General features: G+C 70.5%; 23 protein-coding genes. 20 read left to right on the forward strand and 3 right to left on the reverse strand.

Features of this window, described 5'->3' with window-relative positions; genetic code table 11:
- Nucleotides 1–57: 57 nt before the first annotated feature.
- A complete protein-coding gene (locus F0L68_RS39025; RefSeq protein WP_149854956.1) occupies nucleotides 58–297 on the reverse strand; it encodes a hypothetical protein in 240 nt (79 codons plus the stop codon).
- Nucleotides 298–489: 192 nt separating this feature from the next.
- On the opposite strand from F0L68_RS39025, the gene F0L68_RS39030 reads away from it, so the two are divergent.
- The 3 genes from F0L68_RS39030 to F0L68_RS39040 are packed head-to-tail and all read left to right on the forward strand — an operon-like array spanning nucleotide 490 to nucleotide 2717.
- Entirely contained in the window at nucleotides 490–1371 is an 882-nt protein-coding gene (locus F0L68_RS39030; RefSeq protein WP_149854957.1) for a helix-turn-helix domain-containing protein, read from the forward strand.
- Complete coding sequence (locus tag F0L68_RS39035) at nucleotides 1358–1558, forward strand: DUF397 domain-containing protein (RefSeq protein ID WP_149854958.1); 201 nt, start codon at nucleotides 1358–1360, stop codon at nucleotides 1556–1558. Before F0L68_RS39030 ends, F0L68_RS39035 begins: the two co-directional genes overlap by 14 nt.
- Before the next feature lie 40 nt (nucleotides 1559–1598).
- Entirely contained in the window at nucleotides 1599–2717 is a 1119-nt protein-coding gene (locus F0L68_RS39040) for a threonine aldolase family protein (protein WP_149854959.1), read from the forward strand.
- 75 nt (nucleotides 2718–2792) lie between these two features.
- Here F0L68_RS39040 and F0L68_RS39045 read toward each other — a convergent pair whose 3' ends face one another.
- The gene (locus tag F0L68_RS39045; protein WP_149854960.1) at nucleotides 2793–4925 is read right to left on the reverse strand and encodes an alkaline phosphatase family protein; all 2133 of its coding nucleotides are present in this window, start codon (nucleotides 4923–4925) and stop codon (nucleotides 2793–2795) included.
- 516 nt (nucleotides 4926–5441) lie between these two features.
- Between F0L68_RS39045 and F0L68_RS39050 the strand changes: the two genes are divergently transcribed.
- From F0L68_RS39050 to F0L68_RS39125, 17 genes are all read left to right on the forward strand, one after another.
- Nucleotides 5442–7121 carry an AMP-binding protein gene (locus F0L68_RS39050; protein ID WP_188317075.1) on the forward strand — a complete coding sequence of 560 codons (1680 nt, stop codon included), beginning with the start codon at nucleotides 5442–5444 and terminating at the stop codon, nucleotides 7119–7121.
- Nucleotides 7118–7960 carry a PaaI family thioesterase gene (locus tag F0L68_RS39055; protein WP_188317076.1) on the forward strand — a complete coding sequence of 281 codons (843 nt, stop codon included), beginning with the start codon at nucleotides 7118–7120 and terminating at the stop codon, nucleotides 7958–7960. Before F0L68_RS39050 ends, F0L68_RS39055 begins: the two co-directional genes overlap by 4 nt.
- Entirely contained in the window at nucleotides 7957–8997 is a 1041-nt protein-coding gene (locus F0L68_RS39060; protein WP_149854963.1) for a ribonucleotide-diphosphate reductase subunit beta, read from the forward strand. The genes F0L68_RS39055 and F0L68_RS39060 overlap by 4 nt, the downstream gene beginning before the upstream one ends.
- Before the next feature lie 2 nt (nucleotides 8998–8999).
- Nucleotides 9000–9254: a phosphopantetheine-binding protein gene (locus tag F0L68_RS39065; RefSeq protein WP_149854964.1), complete on the forward strand. Its 255-nt coding sequence runs from the start codon at nucleotides 9000–9002 to the stop codon at nucleotides 9252–9254.
- A 36-nt stretch (nucleotides 9255–9290) separates the two neighbouring features.
- A complete protein-coding gene (locus F0L68_RS43980) occupies nucleotides 9291–10364 on the forward strand; it encodes a hypothetical protein (RefSeq protein ID WP_223199543.1) in 1074 nt (357 codons plus the stop codon).
- Nucleotides 10361–11251 carry a diiron oxygenase gene (locus F0L68_RS39070; RefSeq protein WP_223199544.1) on the forward strand — a complete coding sequence of 297 codons (891 nt, stop codon included), beginning with the start codon at nucleotides 10361–10363 and terminating at the stop codon, nucleotides 11249–11251. Before F0L68_RS43980 ends, F0L68_RS39070 begins: the two co-directional genes overlap by 4 nt.
- Complete coding sequence (locus tag F0L68_RS39075; protein WP_223199545.1) at nucleotides 11248–11505, forward strand: hypothetical protein; 258 nt, start codon at nucleotides 11248–11250, stop codon at nucleotides 11503–11505. Before F0L68_RS39070 ends, F0L68_RS39075 begins: the two co-directional genes overlap by 4 nt.
- Nucleotides 11483–12364 (forward strand): class-II aminoacyl-tRNA synthetase family protein, encoded by an 882-nt coding sequence (locus tag F0L68_RS39080; RefSeq protein ID WP_149854966.1) that lies wholly within the window; start codon nucleotides 11483–11485, stop codon nucleotides 12362–12364. The genes F0L68_RS39075 and F0L68_RS39080 overlap by 23 nt, the downstream gene beginning before the upstream one ends.
- Nucleotides 12361–13011, forward strand: coding sequence for a 4'-phosphopantetheinyl transferase family protein (locus F0L68_RS39085; protein ID WP_188317077.1), 651 nt, complete (start codon nucleotides 12361–12363; stop codon nucleotides 13009–13011). Before F0L68_RS39080 ends, F0L68_RS39085 begins: the two co-directional genes overlap by 4 nt.
- A gap of 20 nt (nucleotides 13012–13031) precedes the next feature.
- A complete protein-coding gene (locus F0L68_RS39090) occupies nucleotides 13032–14420 on the forward strand; it encodes an NAD(P)/FAD-dependent oxidoreductase (RefSeq protein WP_149854968.1) in 1389 nt (462 codons plus the stop codon).
- Nucleotides 14421–14453: 33 nt separating this feature from the next.
- Nucleotides 14454–15137, forward strand: coding sequence for an SGNH/GDSL hydrolase family protein (locus F0L68_RS39095; RefSeq protein WP_149854969.1), 684 nt, complete (start codon nucleotides 14454–14456; stop codon nucleotides 15135–15137).
- A 13-nt stretch (nucleotides 15138–15150) separates the two neighbouring features.
- Nucleotides 15151–15858, forward strand: a complete 708-nt coding sequence (locus tag F0L68_RS39100) for a class I SAM-dependent methyltransferase (protein WP_149854970.1) — start codon at nucleotides 15151–15153, stop codon at nucleotides 15856–15858.
- 50 nt (nucleotides 15859–15908) lie between these two features.
- Nucleotides 15909–17489, forward strand: coding sequence for a GMC family oxidoreductase (locus tag F0L68_RS39105; protein ID WP_149854971.1), 1581 nt, complete (start codon nucleotides 15909–15911; stop codon nucleotides 17487–17489).
- 19 nt (nucleotides 17490–17508) lie between these two features.
- Complete coding sequence (locus F0L68_RS39110; RefSeq protein ID WP_149854972.1) at nucleotides 17509–18759, forward strand: aspartate aminotransferase family protein; 1251 nt, start codon at nucleotides 17509–17511, stop codon at nucleotides 18757–18759.
- Nucleotides 18756–19751 carry a beta-ketoacyl-ACP synthase III gene (locus tag F0L68_RS39115; protein ID WP_149854973.1) on the forward strand — a complete coding sequence of 332 codons (996 nt, stop codon included), beginning with the start codon at nucleotides 18756–18758 and terminating at the stop codon, nucleotides 19749–19751. Before F0L68_RS39110 ends, F0L68_RS39115 begins: the two co-directional genes overlap by 4 nt.
- A 131-nt stretch (nucleotides 19752–19882) precedes the next feature.
- A complete protein-coding gene (locus F0L68_RS39120) occupies nucleotides 19883–20830 on the forward strand; it encodes a hypothetical protein (protein ID WP_149854974.1) in 948 nt (315 codons plus the stop codon).
- Nucleotides 20823–21134: a transcriptional regulator gene (locus tag F0L68_RS39125; RefSeq protein ID WP_149854975.1), complete on the forward strand. Its 312-nt coding sequence runs from the start codon at nucleotides 20823–20825 to the stop codon at nucleotides 21132–21134. Before F0L68_RS39120 ends, F0L68_RS39125 begins: the two co-directional genes overlap by 8 nt.
- A 51-nt stretch (nucleotides 21135–21185) precedes the next feature.
- Here F0L68_RS39125 and F0L68_RS39130 read toward each other — a convergent pair whose 3' ends face one another.
- Nucleotides 21186–23990 carry an ATP-binding protein gene (locus tag F0L68_RS39130; RefSeq protein ID WP_149854976.1) on the reverse strand — a complete coding sequence of 935 codons (2805 nt, stop codon included), beginning with the start codon at nucleotides 23988–23990 and terminating at the stop codon, nucleotides 21186–21188.
- Nucleotides 23991–24018: the final 28 nt, after the last annotated feature.

The following is a 24018-nucleotide window of genomic DNA, read 5'->3' on the forward strand; positions in this document are numbered from 1 at the left end:
TCGCGAAAGCCGATGATGTCCCGCTGCGAACCGCCTGCGGCGGGCGGGCGATTCCGACTACTGGTCGGATTCGTCCTCCTCCGGGATGTGCGTGTCCAGCTCGGACAGCGCCTTGGTGGCGAGGTCGATGATCTGGCGGAGGTTCTCGCGCTGGAGGTCGAGCGTGTAGTCGTCGTGGGTGCCGAAGAACAGGGTCGCGCATTCGTTGAGGTGGTCGACCTCGTAGCGCGCGGGCACCTGCTGCTTCATCTCGATCCAGGACGACACGGAGATGCCGGAAAGGCTGTACAGAGGCATGATCTTTCCTCTCGTCACGGAGTGTCTGCCGATCATCGGCGCGCGTCGCCCTAGGATCGGCGGCCGTGAACAGCGCGTTCGACTTGATGGGAACCCTGTGTTCTCCTGACCCAGTGTTCCGCAGAATCAGGGACACAGGGTTCGTTCGACACACTCTCGATTGGGTGAACCCGAGGCCGAGGAGGTTGTCGCGTGGTTGAGGCCGTGCCCACCCTGCCGAGGGTGTTCCTCGGCGAGGCGCTGAAACAGTTGCGCGCCGACGCGGGGAAGTCGCTGGACGAGTGCGCCGCTGTGGTCGGCAAGGACCGCGCTCGGCTGGTCAAGGTGCTGGACGGGAAGTCCACCCTCAGCGCCGAGGAACTGGCCGCGCTGCTCGACTTCCTCGGCGTCAAGCGGGTGCAGCGCAAGGAGATCATGACGCTCGGCCTGGACACGCGGAAACGCGCGACCGGCGCGCCCTACCTCGACCTCGCGCCGGGCTCGTGGCGTCGCATAGCGCTGTTGGAGGCGCTGGCCAGCGAGGTCTGGTCCTACGACAAGGGAATCTTTCCGTATCTGGTCCAGGCGCCCGAGTACGTGCACGCCCTGATGGACATCTCCGACGGCATCTGGTGGGACACGGACGAGACCGAGCGGGCCAACAAGGCGGAATTCCGGCTCGAACGCCAGCGAGCGGTGCTGGAAGCCGACAAGCCCAAGACGGTCGACCTGTTCTTCACCGACGACGCCCTCCTTACTGAGGTCGGCGGTCCCGGCGTTATGCGAGCCCAGTTGGCCCACCTGCTGCGGCTCGTCGACGAGCGGAAGAACGTGACCGTTCGAATCGTTCCGTGCGCCGCACCCGACAATCCGGCGCAGTACGGTGGCATCACCGTGTTCCACTTCGGTGACCTGCTACGGCCGGTCGGCTTTCTGCCGGTCGCCTACGGCCCTTCGGCCTACTTCGACAAGGCACATGACACCGAGCGACTCACTCGGGCTCTCAACAAGATCAGGGAAATCGCCTACAGTCCAAGGCAGACCAAGAAAATCTTGGCAGCCAGGCTGGAGGAACTGACCCGTGGGCAATCGTGAGATCGGCTGGTTCAAGAGCAGCTACAGCGGCGGCGGCAACGACCAGTGTGTCGAGTGTCGGATCGCGGAGGATGCGGTAGGGGTGCGGGACTCGAAGAACCGTCGTGGTCCCGCGTTCGCCTTCGGCTCGGTGGCGTGGCGCGCGTTCATCGGCGGTGCCAAGGCCGGTGCGTTCGACCGTCGGTAATCGCGTCGCGGCGACGCCGGGCTCGTGACACGATCCCGCCATGGTCGAGAACACCAGGCAGCGGCGCGTCGCCGCGATGCGGACCAGTGAGCGCATGCTGTCCGGCAGCAGGCTCCCCACCATGCGGGAACAGCTGGCGGTGCTCGCGGAGCGGGCCGAACTCGACGGCCTGCCGGACTTCTACGGCGACGGCCCGGTCGCCGTCCTCGAGGAGCGCGTCGCGGAGCTGCTCGGCACCGAGGCCGCGGTGTTCTTCCCGACCGGCACGATGGCCCAGCAGGTCGCGCTGCGCTACGGCGCGGAGCGCTCGGGCAACCCCACCGTCGCCCTGCACCCGTTGGGCCACCAGGAACAGCACGAGCTGCGCGCCTACGCGGACCTGAGCGGGCTGCGCAGCGTCTGGCCGACGACGGCCCTGCGCAACCCCACCGCCGAGGAGATCGCCGCCATCGGCGAGCCGGTCAGCTCGGTCGTCATCGAGCTGCCGCTGCGGGACGCGGGTTTCGTCCTGCCGACCTGGGACGAGCTGGTCGCCGTGGCGAAGGCGAGCAGGGACATCGGGGCACGGCTGCACCTCGACGGCGCCAGGATCTGGGACTCCACGCCATACCTCGAGCACTCGCTGAGCGAGATCGCCGGCCTCGCCGACAGCGTCTACGTGTCGTTCTACAAGACCCTCGGCGGGCTCAGCGGCGCCGCGCTCGCCGGCACCGGCGAACTCGCCTCGTACGCCAGGGCGTGGCGGCATCGGCACGGGGGCCTGGTGTTCCAGCAGTGGCCTGCCGCGCTGATGGCGCTCGCCGGGCTGGAGAACGAGCTGCCCCGCGTGCCGGAGCTGGCCTGGCACGCGCGCACGGTCGCCGCCGCGCTGGCGGCGCTGCCCGGCGTGCGCGTGCATCCGGAAGTCCCGCACACGCACGACTTCCAGCTGTGGCTGCCGCATCCGGCCAAGGTTCTCGGCGACACGGTGCTCGAACTCGCCGAGGAGACCGGCACGTGGTTCGTGTCCGGTTGGCAGGACGCGGGGCCGCCCGGCTGGGCGGTCGCCGAGGTGCGCGTGAACGCTCCGGCGCTGGACTGGACCGCCGAGGACGTCACCGAGTTCGGCACGAAGTTCCTTGACCGCGCCGCCGAGCTGTCGAAGCGGCAGGCGGAGTAGCGCGATCCGGCGCCACGCGCGCGATGCGTCGGATCGGCCGGGCTCTGGACGAGCCCGGCCGATCCTCGTTCGGCGTCAGACGTGCTTGGCCTGCTTGAGTAGGTCCTGCCCTTCGCGGTTCAGCTTGCTGATCTGCCGCTCGGTGAACTCCGCGTCGTAGTCGGTCACGGCACGGTCGAGGACCGGCTGGATCCTGGCCACCAGCGCGTCGCGCTTCGTGCCGAGATCCGTCAGCTTCTTCATGGTGTCGGTGTACTGCTTGTCGCCGGGAGTCTCGGACTCCAGCGCCTTCGTCGATGCGGCCAGCGTCGTCGAGCCGAACTCGCCGACGCAGGCGTTGAGCTGCTTGAAGGTCGCGGCCAACTGCGTGAGCGAGCGCCGGTGGTCGTTGAGCGCGTCCGGCAGCGCCTCGGACTCGACCAGCTCGAACAGCGCCCGGCCGTCGCCGGTGTAGCTGTCCCGCAATCCGAGTAGGGCGAGCAGCGTCGGCCGGATGTCGGTGTGGTCGGACCACACCTTGTCCGTCACGCCGAGGTTGCGCACACCCGGTGCCACCAGACCCAGCCAGGTGCGGTTGATGTCGGGCGCGAAGTCCCCGTGGTTCCAGGCGAAACCGGGGCCGAGCGCGACACACGGCTGGCCGCAGTTGGGCTGGCCGGCGAACACGTAGTAGTTGGGGTCGGCGAACGTGGTGAACGTCGGCGTGCGCGCCGGGTCACCGGTGACCATGTGCAGCAGCTTCATCTCGGTGGGATCGGCCACGTACGACTGGATCTTGTCGGTCTTGCCCGTGATGGGGTTGACCGCCGTGAGCTTCGAGACCGCGTGCTCGAAGTCGCGAGTCACCTGCGCGCCGGGTGCGGGATTGCCGTCGAGGTAGAAGTTCGGCGCCGAGTCGGCGTGCACCTGGAACGGCGTCGTGACGTTCTGCTGGGTGGAGAGCAGCCCGCGTGCGTTCGCGTTGATCTCGCCGAGCTGCTGGTAGGTGCACGGGGTGTGCACGCCGTCGCAGTTGGCCGGGCTCGGCGCGCCGCCGACGAAGTGGTCGTTCTCGTCGGAGGTGATCACGAACGCGGTGTTGTCGGCGTTGATGCCGTCGTGGGTCAACCGCTGGAAGAACGAGGCGAACGCGTCGTCGTAGTCCTTGAGCGCCTTGACATAGCCGGCCTCACCGGGGCCGTACGCGCCGCCGGTCGGGTGCCGGTCGTGCGCGTCGGAGATGTAGCCGTAGGTGACCGGGATGCCGGCCTCCTGCATGCTCGCCATGTACCCCAACGTGTTCGCGGCGGACATGCCGTCGAAGCCGGGGAAGCCGGGCCGGCCCTTGTCATCGGTGATCGGGGTCTTGCCGTCGACCGCGGTGACGGGGCCGGCGGGGGAGATCACCGGGTTGACGTACTTGGCGCCGAACAGCCCCGGGAAGTTCTGGTAGCCGCCCGGCTCGTCGGGCAGCAGGTCGGGCTGCGCGTGCCCGGCCTTGCAGTGCGTGGAGTCCTTGGCGCAGTGCACGCCGATGCCGACGAAGTCGGTGCTGGCGAGCCCGGGGTCGGCCTTGGCCTCGGCCACCTCGGGCGAGTTCGCGCCGAAGACCTTGGGCACGTCGGGGCCGGTGTTCTCCAGCACCGTGTTGGCGGTGCCCACCGCGCCGAAGTCGCAGCCGGCGCGGGTGAACGGCACCCACGGTGCCGGCGCGACCTTGCCCTGCGGCGTCACCATGGTCGGCCTGGTGTCCGTCGGGGTCGGGTTGGCCGGATCGAACAGGCCGTCGGTCCAGTAGGCGAAGGAGATCGCCTGGCTGCTGGTCCCGTTGGGGTTGAAGTAGCGGAACGAGTTCGACACCGGCATGCCGTTGCGGTCGCCGTACGTGCCGGTCAGCGTCGAGATGATGTCGCCGCCGGTGTGCGCGATCAGCGGCGTGTGGTGGTTGTTGTCGAGCGTGCCGTTCTCCTTGATGAAGTTGAGCAGGTGCGGCATCTGCTCAAGGTCGGAGGGCACGTTGGGGTTGTCACGACTGAAGTGGACGTTGTCGAACGTCAGGTAGACGACGTGCTTGATGCCGTTCTCGGCGTTGTCCAGATTGCAGCCGGCCTGGGCATTCGTTGCCTTTGTCTTGTTCGGGCTTGCCGTCGCCACCGCCGAGGTGAGTCCGGCAAGGCTCGCCGTCAGGCCTAACGCGACGGCCAGCGACAGCACTCTTCGTCTGCTCATGTACCACTCGCTCCATGTTCGGGTAGTCCGCGTGACGCGAGAAGACGACACCACAGACCGGTGGAACTGTCGACCAACAGCGGGTTACCGGTTGACCGAGATCGGGTGCGCATACCGCCGAATGGCCGGTTTGTCGGTGTTGATCGATCAGGGTCGTTTGACCGTGATCAACGAGGTAAACATCCTATGTGCGCGCACCGGATCTTGAAATATGAAGCTTGGGTAACTAACGAGGGATGCGCGGCTTGTGTCCGTAGTGCCCACAGTCGCGATATAATCGCTGGTCAGCGCGCTGATCAAATTGCTATACGGACAAATTCACTAGGCCGAATGCGCTAGCAGACTGGGCCGCATGGGCAATTTACGTAACCGCCCGCGCACACCCGAGGTTCGCATTGACAGTTCAGATTTCCGCTGCCTACCATTGCGGCACTTGATCGCAGTACTGGTCAGTAGCCAGCTGTTGATCATGTCGCTTGGGGGGAAGAGGTCAAGGCTGTGCTGTTGCGTGCCTGGGTGGAAGATCCAAAGCCGGCCAAGGGAATTCACTTCGCTGACCAGACCGGTCGGTGGGAATATCGCTCCTACGTCGACGTGGTACGGGACTCGCTGCGAGTTTCCGCGCTGCTGCGCGAACTCGGCCTGCCCAGGGGTGGCATTGTTTCGCTGATTCTTGCCCAACCGCGCGACTTTGTGGCTGCCTTTATGGGCACACTTCTGGCCGGCGGCACGCCGTCGCCGATCGCCACGCCGATGGGCCTGCGCGGCGGCGCGCAGTTCCCCGACCACGTGGCCCGCGTGCTGCGCGCGGCCACCCCCGCCGTCGTGCTGTCCGACGCAGCCCTCTTCGAGGTCGCCCAGCGTGCGGCCAAGACCACTGGCAGTGACGCCGTGATCGCGCAGCTCAACTGGGACGAGGCGCCCGCGCCGGACGATGCCGCCGGCCGGCCGCTCGCCGACCTCGCGCTGCTCCAGTTCACCTCGGGATCCAGCGGCCACCCCAAGGGCGTGCGGGTCTCCAGGGAGAACCTGTTCAACAATGTCGAGGCGATTCACCGCTGGCTCGACTGGAGCGCCTCCGACTCGTTCGTGTCGTGGCTGCCGCTCTATCACGACATGGGCCTGGTCGGGGCGATGCTCTCGCCGATGATGGCGAGCACCGAGCTGTGGCTGATGCGGCCGGAGCAGTTTCTCCGCGCGCCGCTGCGCTGGCTCGAAGTCCTTGGGCGACAAGGAGTCACCGGCACCACGGCGCCCAGTTTCGGCTATGCGTATGCGGCAAGGCGCGTGAAACCCGAAGACCTCGCGGGAATGGACTTCTCCGCGTGGCGGGTCGCCATCCTCGGCGCCGAGCGCGTCGATCCCACCGCGGCGGCGGACTTCGCCGCCCTGGTCGAACCGCACGGCTTCACCAACACCTCGTTCCTGCCCGCCTACGGCCTCGCCGAGTCGACGCTCGCCGTCACCGGAATCGCCCCGGCGACGGGAGCGCGCATTGTGAAGCTCGCGTCGGACTCGCTGCGGGACGGCGCGCCGGTCACGGTCGCCGACTCGGGCCGCCTCGGTGTCGACCGACCCGAGGGCGCTGGCTGGCTCACCAGCTGCGGCCGGCCCATGCACGGCATCGGCGTGCGGATCGTGGACGAGGACGACGCCGCGCTGCCGGAAGGGCACCTCGGCGAGATCGTCGTCGAGGGCACCTCCGTGGCGCAGGGCTACCGCACCGACGAGGGCGACACGCTCGACTTCTCCCCGGCGGGGCGGCCGACCGGCGACGCCGGGTTCACCATGGACGGCGAGCTGTTCGTGCTCGGCCGCATCGGCGACAGCATGAAGGTGCGCGGCCGCGCCGTGCACGCGGAGGACCTGGAAGCGGAACTCGCCAGGCTGCCCGGCATCGACGCCGGCCGCTGCGCCGGCGTGTTCGGCTCGGTCAACGGCATCGACGTCGCCGCGGTCATCGTCGAGGAGAAGACGACCGACTGGGTCGACGGTGTGGTCGCGCTGCTGCGCAGCCTCACCTCGGACTCGGTGTGCGTGCTGGTGTTCCGCGGCCAGCGCGGCAGCATCCTGCGCACCTCGAGCGGAAAACCACGGCGCAGGGTGATGTGGCGGCAGATCGCCGACGGCGAGTTCGGCGGTGAACTGGTGCTGGCCACCGATCCCGGCGCGCTGGCCGGATCGAGGGTGCTGTGAGCGCCGAGACCGGCGGGCTGCTCGGACACCACCCGCACTGCTTCGGTTGCGGCCAGGCCAACCACGGCGGGCTGCGCCTGGCCGTGCGGTGGCACGGCGACGAGGCCCGCTTCGAGCACACGCCGCCCGCGCACGCCGAGGGCGGGCCGGGACTCGCGCACGGCGGGTACCTCGCCGCGCTGGTCGACGAGGTGGCCGCGCTGGTCGGCGCCGAGTACGCGGGCGAGCCGCTGATGACCAGGCGGGTGGAGATCACCTACTCGGCCCCGGTGCTGCTCGGCGAACCGCTGTCGGTGCGCGCCTGGGTGGAGGAGACCGGCAAGCGCCGCGTGGTGCTCCGCATCGAAGCGAGCACGGTGGCCAGCACGGGGGACAGTACAGCGGACAGCGCCACACCCTGTTTCACCGCACGGTGTCTGATGCTGCGAGTGCCGAAGACCGTGTGGCTCAAGCTGATGGCCAAGCGGCAAAGCCTCGGCCAGCTGGACTGGGAACGCAGCGACCCCTCGCTGTTCCTGCACTGGCAGATGAACGGCGGCCTGCGGACCGTCCTGGACACCGGGCGGCTGCCCGGCGAGCTGCGGATCGCGGTCGACGTGCCGGACGCGCGGCCGGCTGAGTGGACCATCGTCGCGGGGCCGGACGGCCTGGACGCGACACAGGGCGCGCCGGCCGAGTCCGACGCGCGCTTCCACGGCCCGTTCCGGCAGTGGCAGCAGCTCATCCACCGCACCGTCGCCCTCGACGCGATCCTCGCCGAGCCATCGGTGCGCGTCGAGGGCAGTACCCAAGCCCTGGCGGCCTTCGCCGAGGCGCTGGACTTCGGGAGGCACGCATGACGACAGCGACGGCGACGACCGCCGACGACCTGGACGCGATCGGCGACATCCCGGCCACGGCCGACGAGCGGGCGACCAGGCTGCCCACCCCGCTCGACCTGTACTCCAGGTGGGAACGCCAGCCGTGGAGCGTCGCGGACGTGCGCGTCGCCCGCGACCTGGACACCTGGCGGGCGTTGCGCCCGTTCTCGCGCCAGGAACTGCTCAACGCGTTGGCGGAGCTGGAGGTCGGCGAGGTCTGCGTGACGCAGACGCTGAGTTCGCTGGTCGACCACGCGCCAAACCCGGACTACCAGCTCTACCTGTGCACCCAGCTCGCCGACGAGGCGCGGCACGTGCGGTTCTTCCAGAGCTACCTCGGCGAGGTCGTCGGCATTGGCGACGGCTCGGCCGAGGGACAGGCACTGGCGGAGGCCACCGACTACGCCACCGTCTTCGAGCCCGAGCTGCGCAGGACCACCGAGGCCGTGCGCACCGGCGGCGGCGACCTCGACCAGTGGTTCACCGCGCTCGCGCACTACCACCTCGTCACCGAGGGAATCCTTGCCACCACGGCGTTGCGCACCACCCGGCAGCTCGCGAAGCGGCTGGGGCTCGCGGCGCTGGACGAGGGCCTCGCGAACGTCACGAGGGACGAGTCGCGGCACGTCGCGTTCGGGCTGCTCGCCGCCCGCGCCGGGGTGCGCGACGGGCACCGCGAGCTGATCGCCGACGCTTACCTCAGCGCCGTCGCGCTCGCCGTCGAGGTGTTGGTTGGGCCGCAGCGGAAGACCGCCGCGCCCTCGCTGCGGCCCGCGCTGCTCCAGCGCGCGGCGCAGATCGAGACGCAGTGGGAACTCGCCCGCGACCGGATGATCCGCCAGCTGAGCCTGATCGACCTGCGCGACCTGCGCGACCGGGCGGAACGCGTCTGGGCGGACGCGCGGTCCGCCGCCCTCGACTCCTACCAGGAGCGGTGGGGCGTCGAGCACCCGGTGCGCCGCGCCGAGGGAATCACCGCACGGGCCAAGGCAAAACTCGAAGCCGAGAGGGATTAGCCGTGACAGAGGACGACAAGGTGGGCCGCCGGGTCAGGGAGATCATCGGCGAGATGTGCCCGCTCGGCGAGCGCGAGGCGAGGTCGACCGACCGGGTCACCGACGACCTCGGCTACGACTCGGTCGGCATCGTCGAGCTGGCGATGGTGCTGGAGCAGGAGTTCGAGCTCCAACCCATCGACGAGGAGCAGGCGATCGACATCGTGACCGTCGGCGACGTCGAGGAACTGGTGCGCCTCGCGACGGCCGCCGCGTAACGACCTCGACACCGAGGAACTTGGGGGGAGGCAACGATGTCCGTCGAGTCGCTGCGCGCGGAACCCGCGCTGGCCGGCTGGCTCGCCGCGCTGGCCCGGCTGTTCGTCATCCCGGCCGGCTATCGCGACGAGAACGTCGACCGGGTCGGCGCGCTGGACATGCTGCGCTGCGGGCCTGCCGTGCTCGACGCGCTGATCCGCGACGGCCTGCCGTGTTCCGGCGAGCCCGGCGCGGAGCGGTTCGACCGCTACGACCTGTTCAACCTCGCGCTCTACTCCGGGTCGAACTCCTCGGTGCCCGAGCGCGCCATCCAGTTCGCCCTGCGATGGATGGGAAAGGCCCCGGAGACGTGGCTCAACCCCATGGCGTGGCAGGTCGGCATCGAGCTGGCCTGCCCGGAGCAGCACGGCTGCGGCGACGCGCCGACCTGGTCGATGGCCCGCCCGACCCCGGAGGCGTTCGGGGGCAGGACCATCGAGCTGCGCACCGACCCGGCCGGCGCGACCATCGGCCGGGAAGATGTGACGGCGCAGGGCTCCCCGGCGTTCGGCCTCACCGTCGACCTGGAGACGCGCGGGGAACGCAGGCAGCTGCGCGCGCCCGCGTTGCGGGAGATCGTCGACGAGTTCATGACCGGCGACTGGCGATGGGCGCGGATGCCCGAGGAACTCCAGGCCCGGCCGGATCTCGTGCTGCCGCACGGGGTCGCGCCCTGCATCTCGGTCAGCCTGCGGCTGGCGGAGCGGTGCGCGGCTGCCGGCTTCCAGGCACGCACCAGGCGCGGTTGGATCCTCGGCATGCTCGACCTCGCCCACGCGTGGCTAGAAGTCGTCGACGAGGACGGGCAGCTGAAGGTCGTCGACCCGATTTTCGCCATGCTGTCCGACCACGCCGTCGACCCGCACCCGGACTTCCGCGCCGTCTGCCTCGGCTCGCGCGTCAACCGCCTGCTGCCGAGCGAGCACTCCGCCGACAATCCGTTGGCCCAGCACACCTGCGGCGGAGTGTCGCGCGTCCCGAAGAAGAAGGTCGTCGTCCGCTCCGGCCGGCAACGCCTCGCGGCGCAGGCCGCCGCGTCAACCGAGCACGCCAAGGAGGCCCACCGTTGACGGCAACACACGTTGAGGCGAGTGAACGCCTTCGCCAGGTCCTCGACCGGCTCGTCGCCATGTCCGAGGACGACTACTACAACCCCTACCAGCTGTTCCAGTGGCCGGACTCGCTGCCGCAGGAGCAGTACTGGATGAGCCCTGAGCTGATGTCCACGCACGGCGTGCGCGCGGCCGACGAGCTGACCGAGCAGCAGCTGTGGGCGATCAGCAAGTGGGAGAGCGTCAACTTCTACAGCCTCAACGTGCACGGCATCCGCGAACTGCTGACCGAGGTGATCTCCCGCATCTACACCAAGGGTTTCGAGGACACCTCGGAGTACTTCCACCACATCATTGGCGAAGAGAACGAGCACATGTGGTTCTTCGCCACGTTCTGCCTGAAGTACGGCGGGAAGATCTACCCGGACAAGGGCATGACGCTCGCCGACGGCGAAGAGGGCGACGCGGCGAACTTCCTGGTGTTCTCCCGCCTGCTGATCTTCGAGGAGATCGTCGACTTCTTCAACAAGCGGATGGGCGTCGACGAACGGCTGCACCCCACCATCCGCCAGGTCAACGCGATCCACCACCAGGACGAGTCGCGGCACATCGCGTTCGGGCGGCAGATCGTGGCGCTGCTGCACGAACGGCTGCGCGACACCAGCACCGCGGCGGACCTGCTGCGCCTGGAGGGCTACCTCAAGCGGTACCTGCGCACTTCGCTCGACTCGCTGTGCAACCCGGCCGTCTACCGCGACGCCGGCCTGCCCGACCCGTACGCGTTCCGCCGCGCGGTGCTGGCCGACCCGGCCCGCGTCGAACTCGAGAGCCAGATCCTCAAGCGCACCGTGGGTTTCCTGGTGAGCAAGGGCATCTTCACCGACGAAAGCATCCCGGCATCATGACCACATCAAAGTCCGGCATCGACATGATCGTCGCGTACCTGCTTCAGAAGCGGCCGGACCTGACGACCATCGACCACGACCTGGACCTGATCGAGAACCGCATCCTGGACTCGCTCGGGTTCGTCAACTTCCTCTACGTCCTGGAGGAGCAGACCGGCCGCGAGATCGCCCTCGAAGACGTGACACCCGAGGATTTCCGGACGGTCAAGAGCATCAAGGCGAGGTTCTTCGATGCAGCAACCGACGAGAACTGACGAGACGGGCGGCGCCGCCGAGGTCGCCGTCCGCAACGGTCTCGCGACCCTCGGGCCCGACGCCGTCGGCCTGCGCGCCGCGCTGGACGGCACCTTCGCGGGCTGGGGGACCGCGCGCGGCGCGCTGCCCATGCTGTACGCCCCGCTGCTCGCCGTCGCCGACCTCGACCGGATCGACTACCTGAACAACTTCCCGCACCTGGGCACCGCGGCGACCGGCCTGCTGCCCGAGGCCGCGAAGCGGTACAGCGCGAAGTCGGAGCCGACCTCGGCGATCCCGGCCGACGACCTCCAGGACGCCGGTTACCTGCTGCCCTCGGCCGCCTGCTACAGCGTCTACCTGAACCTCGCTGGCTCGGTCATCGACGAGGTGCACACGGTGACGACCGTGGCCAACTGCTTCCGGCGGGAGGACCACTTCGACGGCCTGCGCCGCCTGCTCGGCTTCTCGATGCGCGAGGTCGTCGTCGTCGGCGAGCGCGACGCCGTGCTGAACCGGTTGGCGGAGCTGAAGAAGCGCGTCACCGAGTTCCTCGCGGAGATCGAGCTGCCGATCACGGTGGCGGCGGCGTCCGACCCGTTCTTCGACTCGAGCGGCGGCCGATCCCTGATGGCGCAGCTGTTCCCGGTCAAGGAGGAGTTCGTCTTCGGAGAGGGACTGGCCATCGGTTCGGTCAACTTCCATCGAAACTTCTTCGGCGAACGCTGCGACATCCGCACGGTCGGCGGCGAACCTGCGTTCTCCGGCTGCGTCGCGTTCGGCCTTGAACGCTGGATCAGCGCGCTCACCACGCACTTCGGCGTCGGCCCCGCCGAGGTGTCCGCGCGGCTGGCCGACGTCCTCGGGACGCGACCGTGACCACGCTGGCCCGGCGCGGACCGGCCCTCGCTGCGGTCGGCAGCTACCGGTTGGCCGGCGGCGCAGTAGACCTCTGGCTCGCGCCGTCCAGGTCGACGGAAGATCAGCTCGCCACCGAGGACCTCGCCGAACTGGCCGGTGTCACCGACGAGCGGGCCAGGGCCGAGTTCACGGCGGGGCGCGCCGCGCTTCGCCGGGTGCTCGCCGACTATCCCATCGGGCTGGGCCCGCCGAAGCTCGCGAAGGACGGGAACGGCCGGCCGTACCTGGTCAACGCGCCGGGCTGGGACGTCAACCTGTCCCGCGCCGGCTCGCTCGTCGCCGTCGCGGTCGCCCGAGGCGCGCGGATCGGCGTGGACATCGAGCGGGCGGTGCCGCAGCCGCGCGCCGCGAGCCTGGCCGCACGGTACTTCTCCTCGGCCGACCGCGCCGCCCTCGCCGAACACGACCTGGCCTCGGCGGAGGCAACCCTGGCCTGGTACCGGATCTGGACCCGTCGCGAGGCCATCGCGAAGGCGACCGGGGCAGGCCTGCGCGGGCTCGCGGCCGACGTCGACGGCGTCGAGCTCGTCGAGCTGCCCATGCCGGAGGGTTACGTCGGCACGCTCGCCGCCCTGCCGGAAGTCCAGAGTGGACGGACGTTGTGACGACCAAGCGAGGAGCAACCATGCGCGATGCCACCAAGATCCTGGTCGCCGGCGGCGGTCCCGCCGGGGCGACGGCCGCCGGGCTGCTCGCGAAAGAAGGCTTCGAGGTCACGCTGATCGAGAGCGAGCGGTTCCCCCGCTACCACATCGGCGAGTCGCTGCTGCCGTCCTGCCTGCACATCATCGACCTGTTGGGGGCGCGGGAGAAGGTCGAGCGGCACGGGTTCGTCCGCAAGGACGGCGCGCACTTCGAGTGGGGGCCGGAGAACTGGCAGCTCTCGTTCGACCACCTGGAGGGCGGCAACGACTACGGCTTCCAGGTGATCCGCTCCGAGTTCGACAAGCTGCTGCTCGACCACGCGGCCGAACAGGGCGCCCAGGTGCACGAGGGTGTCGCGCTGCGCGGCGTCGAGTTCGACGGCGACCGGGCGGTGCGGGCCCAGTGGGCGTCCACCGACGGCGACGGCGCGCGCGGCACCATCGAGTTCGACCACCTCGTCGACGCCACCGGCCGGGCCGGGGTGCTGTCGACCAAGTACCTCAAGAACCGGAAGTTCCACGACGTCTACAAGAACATCGCCTTCTGGGGCTATTGGGAGGGCGTCGCGCCGTTCGACCGGGGACCGGCCGGCGGCATCATCGTCCGCTCGACGGCCAAGGGCTGGTTCTGGCTGATCCCCCTGCACGACGGCAGGATCAGCGTCGGCTTCGTGATGAACAAGAACGTCTTCCAGGCCGACCGCGACCAGCTCGGCAGCATGGAGGCCGTCTACGAGCAGTGCCTGGCCGACGCGAAGCTGCGCGAGGACCTGCTCGCCACGGGCGACCGGGTCACCGGCCTCAAAGCGGACCAGGACTTCACCTATATGTCCGAGACGTTCGCCGGCCCCGGCTACCTGCTCGCCGGCGACTCGGCCTGCTTCCTCGACCCGCTGCTGTCCACCGGCGTGCACCTGGCCACCTTCAGCGGCCTGCTGGCCGCCGCGAGCCTGTCCAGCGTGCTGCGCGGCGAACACAAGGAGGAGCAGGCGCTCGCCTTCTACGGCAGGGCCTATCGGCAGGCGTACGAACGGCTGGTCATCCTGGTTTCCTTCCTCTACCGCGACTTCGACCGAGGCGCCCAGCTGTTCGAGGCCGACAAGCTCACCCGCCGCGAACACCAGCTGGTCGGCCTGTACGAGTCGTTCCTGCACGTCGCAACCGGTGTCGAGGACATGCACGACATCAAGGAACACGATTCGCTCGATGTGGTGGCCGCGCGGCTGGCCAGCTCCGGCCACTTGTTCGGGCGCGACGCCATGGGCGCCTACCCGTCCTCGCCGCAGACCACTGTCGCCGGCCTGTACCTGGTCACCGAGCCGCGCCTCGGGCTGCGCGGCGTCGAGGCGTCCCAACCCGCCCTGTCCTGAACACCGCACACCCGCAACCACCAGAGGAGCGCAATGACCGCCCCGTTCACCGTCGAGCGCGACGACCCGTACACCCTGTCCGACGCCGAGGCGGACGTCCTGCTGACCGGAGCGCCGTGGCGGCGGGTCGCGGTGCTCGGCGACAGCCTCGCCGAGGGACTCGGCGAGCCCGTCGAGGGATATGAGACCTCGCCGTGGGCGGACCGGGTGGTCGCCGCGCTGCGCAGGCAGCAACCCGACCTCGAGTACCTCAACCTCGGCGTCCGCAACCTCAAGTCCGCCGAGGTGCGCGCCAACCAGCTCGCGCCGGCGCTGGAGTTCAAGCCCGACCTCGTCATGTACGTGGCCGGTGGCAACGACCTGTTCGTGCCGAAGTTCGACCCTGCCCCGACGCGGGTCGAGGTCGACGCCGTCATCGAACCGCTGCGCGCGGGCGGTGCGGAGATCATCACCTTCACCCTGATGAACATCACCGCCGCCGTGCCGGAGATCGCCGCGCTCGCCCCGCTGATGGAGCAGCTCAACCGGCAGGTGGTGGAGATCTCCGAGGAGCGCGGCGCGCTGCTCGTGGACATGTGGAACCACCCGGTCTCGGGCGAGCCGGGGGCGTACAGCTCGGACAAGATGCACGCCTCCATGCGTGGGCACGCCGTGCTCGCCGCGGAGGTCATCCGACGGCTGGGCGCGCGCCTGGCGGCCGACCGGGACAACGGCTGAGGAGAGGAACACCATGGCATCTGCTGAGAACACCGGCACCGTCGCCGACCAGTGGCGGTCGAACAAGCGCTTGGCCGCCATGTGGGACAAGGGCGTCAAGAACAAGGGGGTCTCGCTGGTCTACAGCGCGATCGTCTTCGGCACCGACAACCGCAAGATGTACCAGCACATGGCGGCGCTGAGCCGGCTGCCAGAGGGCACCTCGGTGCTCGACGTGCCCAGCGGCGGCGGCATCCTGTTCCACACGCTGCGGCCCGGCTCGAAGCTGAAGTACACCGCGGCCGACATCTCCCAGCTGATGCTCGACCGCGCCCGCGACGAGGCCGCCAAGCGCGGCCTGCACGACCTGGAGTTCCGCGAGGCCGACGCCGAGGCGATGCCCTTCGACGACCACTCCTTCGACGTCGTCGCCAGCTACAGCGGCCTGCACTGCATGCCGCACCCCGAGGTCGCCGTCAGGGAGATGTTCCGCGTGCTGCGGCCGGGCGGCCGGCTGCTCGGCAGCTCCGCGATCCGGGGCGCGAACCCCGTGTCCGACCGGTTCATCAACCTGTGGGTCAAGCGGAGGATCCTCGACGTCACCGTGCCAGGACCGACCTTCGTCGGCTGGCTGCGGGACGCGGGCTTCACCGACCTGAAAATCAGCCGGTCGGGCGCGATCCTCTACTTCGAGGGCACCCGGCCCGAACTCGCCGAAAAGCCCGAGCGCGGGGAGGAGTAGCCGCCGCGCGTAACAAACAGGTCGGGACTTCATGACTGGGGGAGTGGCCTGTGCCTGACTATGTGATCGTGGGCGGTGGCTCGGCCGGCTGCGTGCTGGCCGACGGGCTGAGCGCGGACGGGCGAGCCACCGTCGAACTGCTGGAGGCGGGACCGCCCGACCGCGCGTCCCAGATCAGGATCCCGGCCGCGTACCCGAGCCTGTTCGGCACCGAATACGACTGGGCGGCCAGCACGGTCGCCCAGCCGGGCCTCGCCGGCAGGGAGCTGTACTGGCCGAGCGGACGCACCCTCGGCGGTTCCTCGTCGATCAACGCGCAGATCTGGATCAGGGGGCACCGCGCCGACTACGACGCGTGGGCGGACGCCGGCTGCCCCGGTTGGTCCTATGACGACGTGCGGCCGTACTTCCACCGGGTGGAACGCCGCGACAGCGCCGATCCCGGCCCGTACGGCACGAAGGGCCCGATGTGGATCTCGGACCTGCGCGACCCGAACCCGACCACCGAGGACTTCCTCGTGGCGTGCGGCAAGGCAGGGTACGAGCGGCTCGACGAGCTCAACGTCGCGTCCCCTGAGGGTTTCGCGCCGATCAGGGTCATCCAGCACGAGGGGCAGCGCTGGAGTGCCGCCGAGGGCTACCTGCGGCGCGCCGAGCCGCGGCCGAACCTCGTCGTGCGCACGGGCGCGCAGGCGCTGCGGGTGCTGTTCGAGGGCACCAGGGCCGTCGGTGTCGAGTACGCCACCTCGGGCGGCGGCACGGCCGTCGTGCACGCCGACCGCGAGGTGATCCTCAGCGCCGGCGCGGTCGCCAGCCCCCGACTGTTGCTGGCCTCCGGCGTCGGCGACCCGGACGAACTGGCCGCGCTCGGCATCGCCGTGGTCGCGCCGTCCGCCGAGGTCGGCCGCAATCTTCAGGACCACGCGGCGGTGCGGCTGGTGCTGCGGACCCCGCACCCCGTGTCGCTGATCCGCTCCGCGCTGTCCGGCGGGCTGCGCCGATACCTCAGCGAGCACCGCGGCCCGATGACCTCCAACCTCGCCGAGGCCGCGCTGTTCGCGCGCGCCCTGCCCGACGCGCCCGCGCCGGACGTCGAGCTGCTGTGGATGCCCGTGCCGTTCAACGACCACGGGCGCGGCAAGTCCATCGGACACGCCCTCAGCCTCTGTCTCGTGCTGCTCCAGCCGGACAGCCGGGGCCGGGTCACGTTGCGGGACACCGATCCCCTGTCGCGGCCGCGCATCGACCCCGGCTATCTCACCGATCCCGACGGCCGCGACCTGCGGACGTTCCTCGCGGGCGCCCGCATGGCCAAGGACCTGCTCGGCACCGAACCGCTGGCGAGCTGGTTCGGCGACGGGACGGAGCTGGCGCGCTTCCCCGACGACGACGAGGGTCTGGCGAACTTCGTGCGTACTAACACCGAGACCCTCTACCACCCGGTGGGCACCTGCCGGATGGGCGAGGACGGAGGTTCCGTGGTTGATCCCGAACTCCGGGTTCGGGGCACCGAAGGGCTTCGGGTGTGCGACGCGAGCGTGATGCCGACCATTACCCGGGGGCACACCCTCGCCCCCAGCCTGATGATCGCGGCGCGCGCCGTCGACCTAGTCGGCCGCGCCGAAGACTAGAGCGGAGGCACCCCCGGAGATGACTCCCGAGTTTCCCGATCGCGACGAGGTTCTCAAGCTCTACGACCGCCACCTCGGGCGGGCGACCGCCAAGCTGGCCGCGCAGGTCGACCTGCCGGTCGAGGTGCGCTCGGCAGGCGCGCGGGTGTGGGACGAACAGGACCGCGAGTACCTGGACTGCGGCGGCTACGGGGTTTTCCTCCTCGGCCACCGACACCCCGACGTGCTCAAGGCGGTGCACGACCAGCTCGACCGGCACCCGCTGGCGACCAGATCGCTGCTGTCCGCGGAACTCGCCTACGCCGCGCAGCGGCTCGCCGGCACCGCTCCGGCCGGCCTCGAGCACGTCTACTTCGCGAGCACGGGCGCCGAGGCGGTGGAGACCGCGATCAAGCTCGCCAGGGCGGGCGGACGACGTCGGCTCATCGCCATGGACCGGGGTTTCCACGGCAAGACGCTCGGCGCGCTGAGCATCACCAACCGGCCCATCTTCCAGCAGCCGTTCCGCCCGCTGCTGCCCGACGTCGACAAGGTCGCGTTCGGCGACATCGACGAGCTGAACCGCGCGCTCGCCGCGAGCGAGGACAAGGCGTGCGTGGTGGTCGAGCCGGTGCAGGGCGAGGGCGGCGTGCGGATTCCGCCGCCGGGATACCTCGCGGCGGTCGCCGAGGCGTGCAGGGCGGCCGGCGCGTACCTCGTCGTCGACGAGATCCAGACCGGCCTCGGCAGGCTCGGCGAGTGGTGGGGCTGCACGGCAGAGGGCGTCGTGCCGGACATGTTGTTGACCGGCAAGGGACTCGGCGGCGGAGTGATGCCGGTCAGCGCGGTGCTGGCCACCGACGAGGTGTTCGCGCCGCTGGACCGCGCGCCCCGGTTGCACAGCTCCACGTTCTCCGGCGCGCCGATCGCGATGGCCGCCGTGCTCGCCGCGATCGACGTGATCGAGCGCGAGGACCTGGTGCGTCGCGCGGCGACGCTCGGCGAGTCGCTGCTCACCCAGATGTCCAACGCGGTGTGGGAGGCGGGCGGCGACGCGGTCCGCGAGATCCGCGGCCGTGGCCTGCTGATCGGGATCGAGTTCGGTCAACCACGCGCGGCCGGCCGGTTCGTCCAGGCGCTCATGGCGCGCCGGGTGATCGTCACGAACCCGTTGGCAGCGGACAACGTTGTGCGGTTCAGCCCACCCGCCGTGCTGTCCGGCGACGAGATCGGTTGGCTGCTAGAAGCTTTCTCCGCCGCACTGGCGGAATCCGGCGGGGAGGGATCATGAGTCTGCGCATCGCCAACGCCCAGCAGCACAGCCGCATCCTCAGCGTGGGGGTGTACCGCCCCACCAGGGTGGTGCCGAACTCCGAGGTTATTGGGCCGATCAACTCAAGTGACGAATGGATAGTCACCAGGTCGGGCATTCGCACGCGTCGCTTCGCCGACGACACCGAGAGCCTCGGCGACATGGCGGTGTCCGCGGCCGAGAAGGCGTTGAGCCAGGCCGGTATCGACGGGAGGGACGTCTCGCTCGTCCTGCTGGCCACCATGTCCAACCTGAACCAGGCGCCGCCGCTGTCGGCCGAGGTGGCCTACCGGATCGGCGCGACCGAGGCAGGCGCCGCCGACATCGGGGTGGCCTGCGCCGGGCTGTGCTACGGCGTTTCCATGGCCAGCGATGCGATCCGGGTCGGCTCGGCGCGCTACGCGGTGGTGGTCGGCACCGAGCGGATGTCCGACATCATCGACCCGGCCGACCGCTCGACCGCGTTCATCTTCGGCGACGGCGCGGGGGCCGTGGTGCTCGGCCCGGCCACCCGCCCCGGCATCGGCCCGACGATCTGGGGCGCGGACGGATCCCGTGGCGACGCCATCAAGCAGGACTCGTTCCTTGAGCTGCGCCGCGATCCGACCGCGCCGTGGCCGACGCTGCGGATGGCCGGCCCCGAGGTGTTCCGGTGGGCGGTCACCTCGATGGTGGAGGTGGCGCAGCAGGCGTTGGCGGCGGCCGGCGTCACGGTTGAGGACCTCGGCGCGTTCATCCCGCACCAGGCCAACCGCAGGATCACCGACTCGCTGGCGAAGTCGCTGAAATTGCCAGAACACGTTGCCGTCGCGCACAACGTCGTGTGGGACGGCAACACCTCCGCCGCGTCGGTCCCGCTCGCCATGGAGGCGCTGCTGAGTTCGGACGCCGCGCACAGCGGAGACCTGGCGCTGCTGATGGGTTTCGGCTCAGGGCTGTCCTACGCCGCGCAGGTCGTCGAACTCCCCTGAACGGATCGTCGATGCCCCCGCCGTGACCGAAGGGTCGCGCGGGGGCATCGGTCCCTCTCGGTCGACTATTGACGCAGACTGGTTTGCGATGCAAACCTGATGCGGCGACCAACCGCATCGAGGGGGCAGGCATGTCGACCGATTCCGCCGCAGGACTGCTGCACGACCTGGCCGAGTACCGCGCGAGGGCACGCCGCGACCGGCACGGCTACTGGTTACCGCTGCTGGTGTTCGGAGTGCTGATCCTGGCCGCGCCGCTGGTGTACCTACCGCCGTCGGAGTGGCCGCCGCCGCGCGTGCAGGTGTCGGCCGATGGCCTCTTCCCCGGGCAGATCAAGGTGTTCGGGCTCACGATTGAGCCGCTGTACATGTTCGGGCCGGGCAACGGGCGCGAGATCGGGAACCCGATGGGCGTCTCCTGGTACTGGTTTGGGGTCGTGGTGCTGGGGCTCGCGGGGACCGTCGGGTGGTACCGGTGGCGCGCCCGACGCGTCGGTGTCGAGACGCCGACCAGGCTGGTCGTGCTCGCCGGGTCGGTGGGGTTGCTGTTCCTGCTCGGTGTCGTGCCGCTGATTCTCGGGCAGGCGCTCGTACTGCTGTTCCCTGGCTCGTACTTCTACTCAAACACGGCTTTCTGGATCAGCGTGGAGGTGTTCGTGCTCGCGGCGGCCGGCACTACCGTCGCGCTGTGGGTTCGAGGCGGGGGCCCTCGCCCGGCCTGGCGCGTCGCGCTCGCCTCGGTCGGCGTGGTCGTCGCGCTGATGTCGATCACCATCGTGTTCGAGGCCGCCTTCGGGCATGGTCATGCGCCGCTGTTGCTGCTCTCCGTCGCGTTGCTCGCGGTGGCCGCGATCGAGCGCAGCGCCTTCTGCGCGGTCATCGCGGCGCTGTTCACGGCTGCCGCCCTGCTGGCGAACCTCTACAACATGGAGAATGTGTTCTATCGATTCGGTTTCCACGTCGACTACCTGAATCCGCGAGGTGAGGTGTTCGCGAACCTGTTGCTGCCGGCCGCCGTGCTGATCGTCGGCGGCGGCATCGCCGCGTGGTCCGCGCGGAAGGCGTCTCGGCGTGAGTGACCATCCCACCGCCGGGCTCGACGATGTGGTCCACCAGAAGCACAGGCTGGCCATCCTGACCATCGCCGCCGAGGCCAAGCGGGTGGAGTTCGGCTACCTGCAACAGAACCTGGACCTCACCAAGGGCAACCTCTCCCGGCACATCACGGTTCTGGCGGAGGCCGGACTGCTCGACGTGGAGAAGGGCTACGACGGCAAGCGGCCCAAGACCTGGGTGCGGGTCACCTCGGCCGGCCGCAGGGCGCTCGCCGAGGAGATCGCCACCCTGCGGGCCCTGGTGGCCAGACACGAGAACCTGTCCTGAGCGACCGGGATCTGGTGCCCGGACCTACCGGAGCGCGCGGCCCGGCCACCACTACGGCGTCGTCGCGTGACCGGCTCCGTCGAGCAGGTCGGCGACGACCGTGCGCAGGGACACCGTCCGCGCCGAGGCGATCACCGTCGCGGCGCGGTCGCCGAGCGCCGCCCTCGTGTCGGCCCAGCAGCGTTCCTCCTCGGCGATCTCGTCCGTCATCACCAGCGGTGACCGCAGCCGCCCGCGTTCCCGCGCGGTGACGGCCAGCAGTCGCAACGCCGAAGCCGGCCGCCCCTGCGCCAACTCCACCATCGCGAGCTCGTTCACCAACGCGAGCTGCCGTTCGACCTGGCCTGCCTCGCGGTACGCGGCGAGGCTGGCGAGCGCCAGCTGCCGACACTCGGCCACCTCGCCGTTGCGCCGCGCCATCATCGCGAGACCGGCGAGAGCGGCCGCCTCGCCGTTGCGTTCGCCGATGGCCCGAAACCGTTGCCGCGCCTCGACCATCATCGGCACGACGCCGCCCGAGCGGTCCAGTGCGCGCAGCGACAGGGCCTTGTTGATCAGGGCGGAGGCCGTCTGGAGGTCGTCGCCCGCCCGCTCGGCCACCGCAAGGGCCTCCTCCGCGCACCGCAGCGCCTCGGCGAAGTCTCGCAGCGCGAACGCGGTGAAACACAGGCCGTTCAGGGCACCGGCCACGGCCACCGCGTCGCCGAGTTCCCGGTAGGTCGCAAGGGATCGCTCGCCGAGCGTGCGCGCCTCGGCGGGGTCGCCGCAGTGCCTGGCGAGGCTCGCCGCGGCCCGCAGCGTCCTGGCGCGCAGCGGCGCGGGCACTCGCTCGGCCTCCACCATCGCCTGCCGTAGCCAGCCGAGCGCCTCGGCGGCGAGACCGTTGGGCGCCCAGTACCACCACAGGGGCGCGACGATCCGCAGCGCGCACTCGGCGTCCCCGCCGACCCCGAGGCACCATCGCACGGCCGCACGCAGGTTCGGCTCCTCCGCCGCGAGGCGGCGCATCCACGCGGCGTGCTCGGCACCGGCCTGCACGGCCTGGCCGGCGAGCGCGGCGCACCACTCGGCGTGCCGGCGGCGCAACCCCGTGGCCAGCTCGCCGTTGCCGGCATCGAGCAAGCGCTCGGTCGCGTACTCCCGCACCAGTTCGAGCATCCGGTACCGCATGCCGTCCGCGTGCGGCTCGGCGACCAGCACGGACCGGTCCACCAGGCGTTCGAGCACGTCGTGCGGCTGTCCGGTGACCCGCTCGGCGGCCTCGGCCCCGCAGCCCCCGGCGAAGACCGACAGCCTGCGGAACATCTCCCGCTCGTCGGTCGCGAGCAGGTCGTGGCTCCAGTCGATGGCGGCGCGCATCGTGCGGTGCCGGTCCGGCGCGGTGCGCGCGCGGCGGTCGGCCAACCCGAGCCGCCCGCCGAGCCGCCGGCCGATCTGCGTCGCGACCTCGTCGAGCGACAGGGTGCGCAGCTGCGCCGCGGCCAGCTCGATGGCCAGCGGCAACCCGTCCAGCCGCCGGCACAGCTCGCCGGCGACGGACGCGTTCTCCCTGCGCACCACGAATCCCGGCCGCGCGGCGTCGCCCCGGTCGGCCAGCAACCGGACGGCCTCGGTGCGGGCGGCCACGTCCGGGTCATCGCCAGCAGCCGGCACCGCGAGGCCCGCCAGCGGCCACACCCGTTCCCCGGCAACGCCAAGGGGTTCGCGGCTGGTCGCCAGGATCCGCAGGCCCGCGCAGTGGCCGAGCAGGTCGGCGACCACCCGCCCGCAGTCGTCCACGAGGTGCTCGCAGTTGTCCAGCACCAGCAACGCCCGCGCGCCGCGCAGGTGCCCGGCGAGCGCGTCGAGGGCGGACTCGCCCGCCCCGGCCTGGACCGACAGCGCGGCGGCCACTCGCTCGGCGACGGAGCTGCCTGGCTGCGCGGACGCCAGCTCGACGACGTGCACGCCGTCGGGATGATCGGCCGCGGTGTCGCGGGCCAGTTCCATGGCCAGCCTAGTCTTCCCTGCCCCGCCAGGCCCGGTCACGGTGAGCAGGCTGGCCCGGCCGAGCTGGTCGGCGAGCCGTTCCAGCTCGTGCCGGCGGCCGACGAACCGGCTGGGCTGGCGCGGCACCGGCGACGGCGGGTCCAGCGTCGGGTCGCGGCGGTCGATCGCCCTGGCCAGCGCGGCGACCTCGGCCGCGGGCTCCGCGCCGAGTTCGGCATCCATCGCGCGGCACAGTCGCAGGTACGCGGCCTGCGCGTCGGCAGTGCGTCCGCAGCGGTAGAGCGCCAGCAGGTGCAGGCCGGCGAGCCGCTGCCGGGTCGGGTGTTCGACCACCAACCCGGCCAGCTCGGACACCGCGTGCGCGTGCCGTCCCACGGCCAGCTCGGCGTCGAGCCGGTCCTCCTGCGCGGCCAGCCGCAGCTCCGCGAGCCGCCGCCGGTGCGCCTCGACGTCCGAGCCCGCCGGCACGCCCGCGTAGGGCTCGCCGCGCCACAACGCGAGCGCGGCGGCCAGCCCGGCGGCGGCGCTGGCCGGGCGCTCCGGCAGGTGGTCGCGCGCCTGCCCGACCATCGCCTCGAAGCGGGGCGCGTCCACCTCATCGGCCGTCGCGTCCAGCCGGTATCCCGACGGGGTGGTGACCAGCCGCGCGCCGAGCACCTTGCGCAGCGCCGAGACGTGCATCTGAAGGCTCGCGGTCGCGGTGGCCGGCGGACGCTCGCCCCACACCTGGTCGATCAGGTGCTCGGCGGACACGGCCTGGCCTGCGTGCACCAGCAGGACGCCGAGCAGTGCTCTCGGCCGTGGGCCGCCAAGTCGCACCGCCTCGTCGGCGTGCACCTCCAGCGGCCCCAGCACGCGGAACTCCATCGACGCGAACCCTCCATCTCGTGTCCTT

This window comes from Solihabitans fulvus (assembly GCF_008386585.1).
Lineage (GTDB): Bacteria > Actinomycetota > Actinomycetes > Mycobacteriales > Pseudonocardiaceae > Solihabitans > Solihabitans fulvus.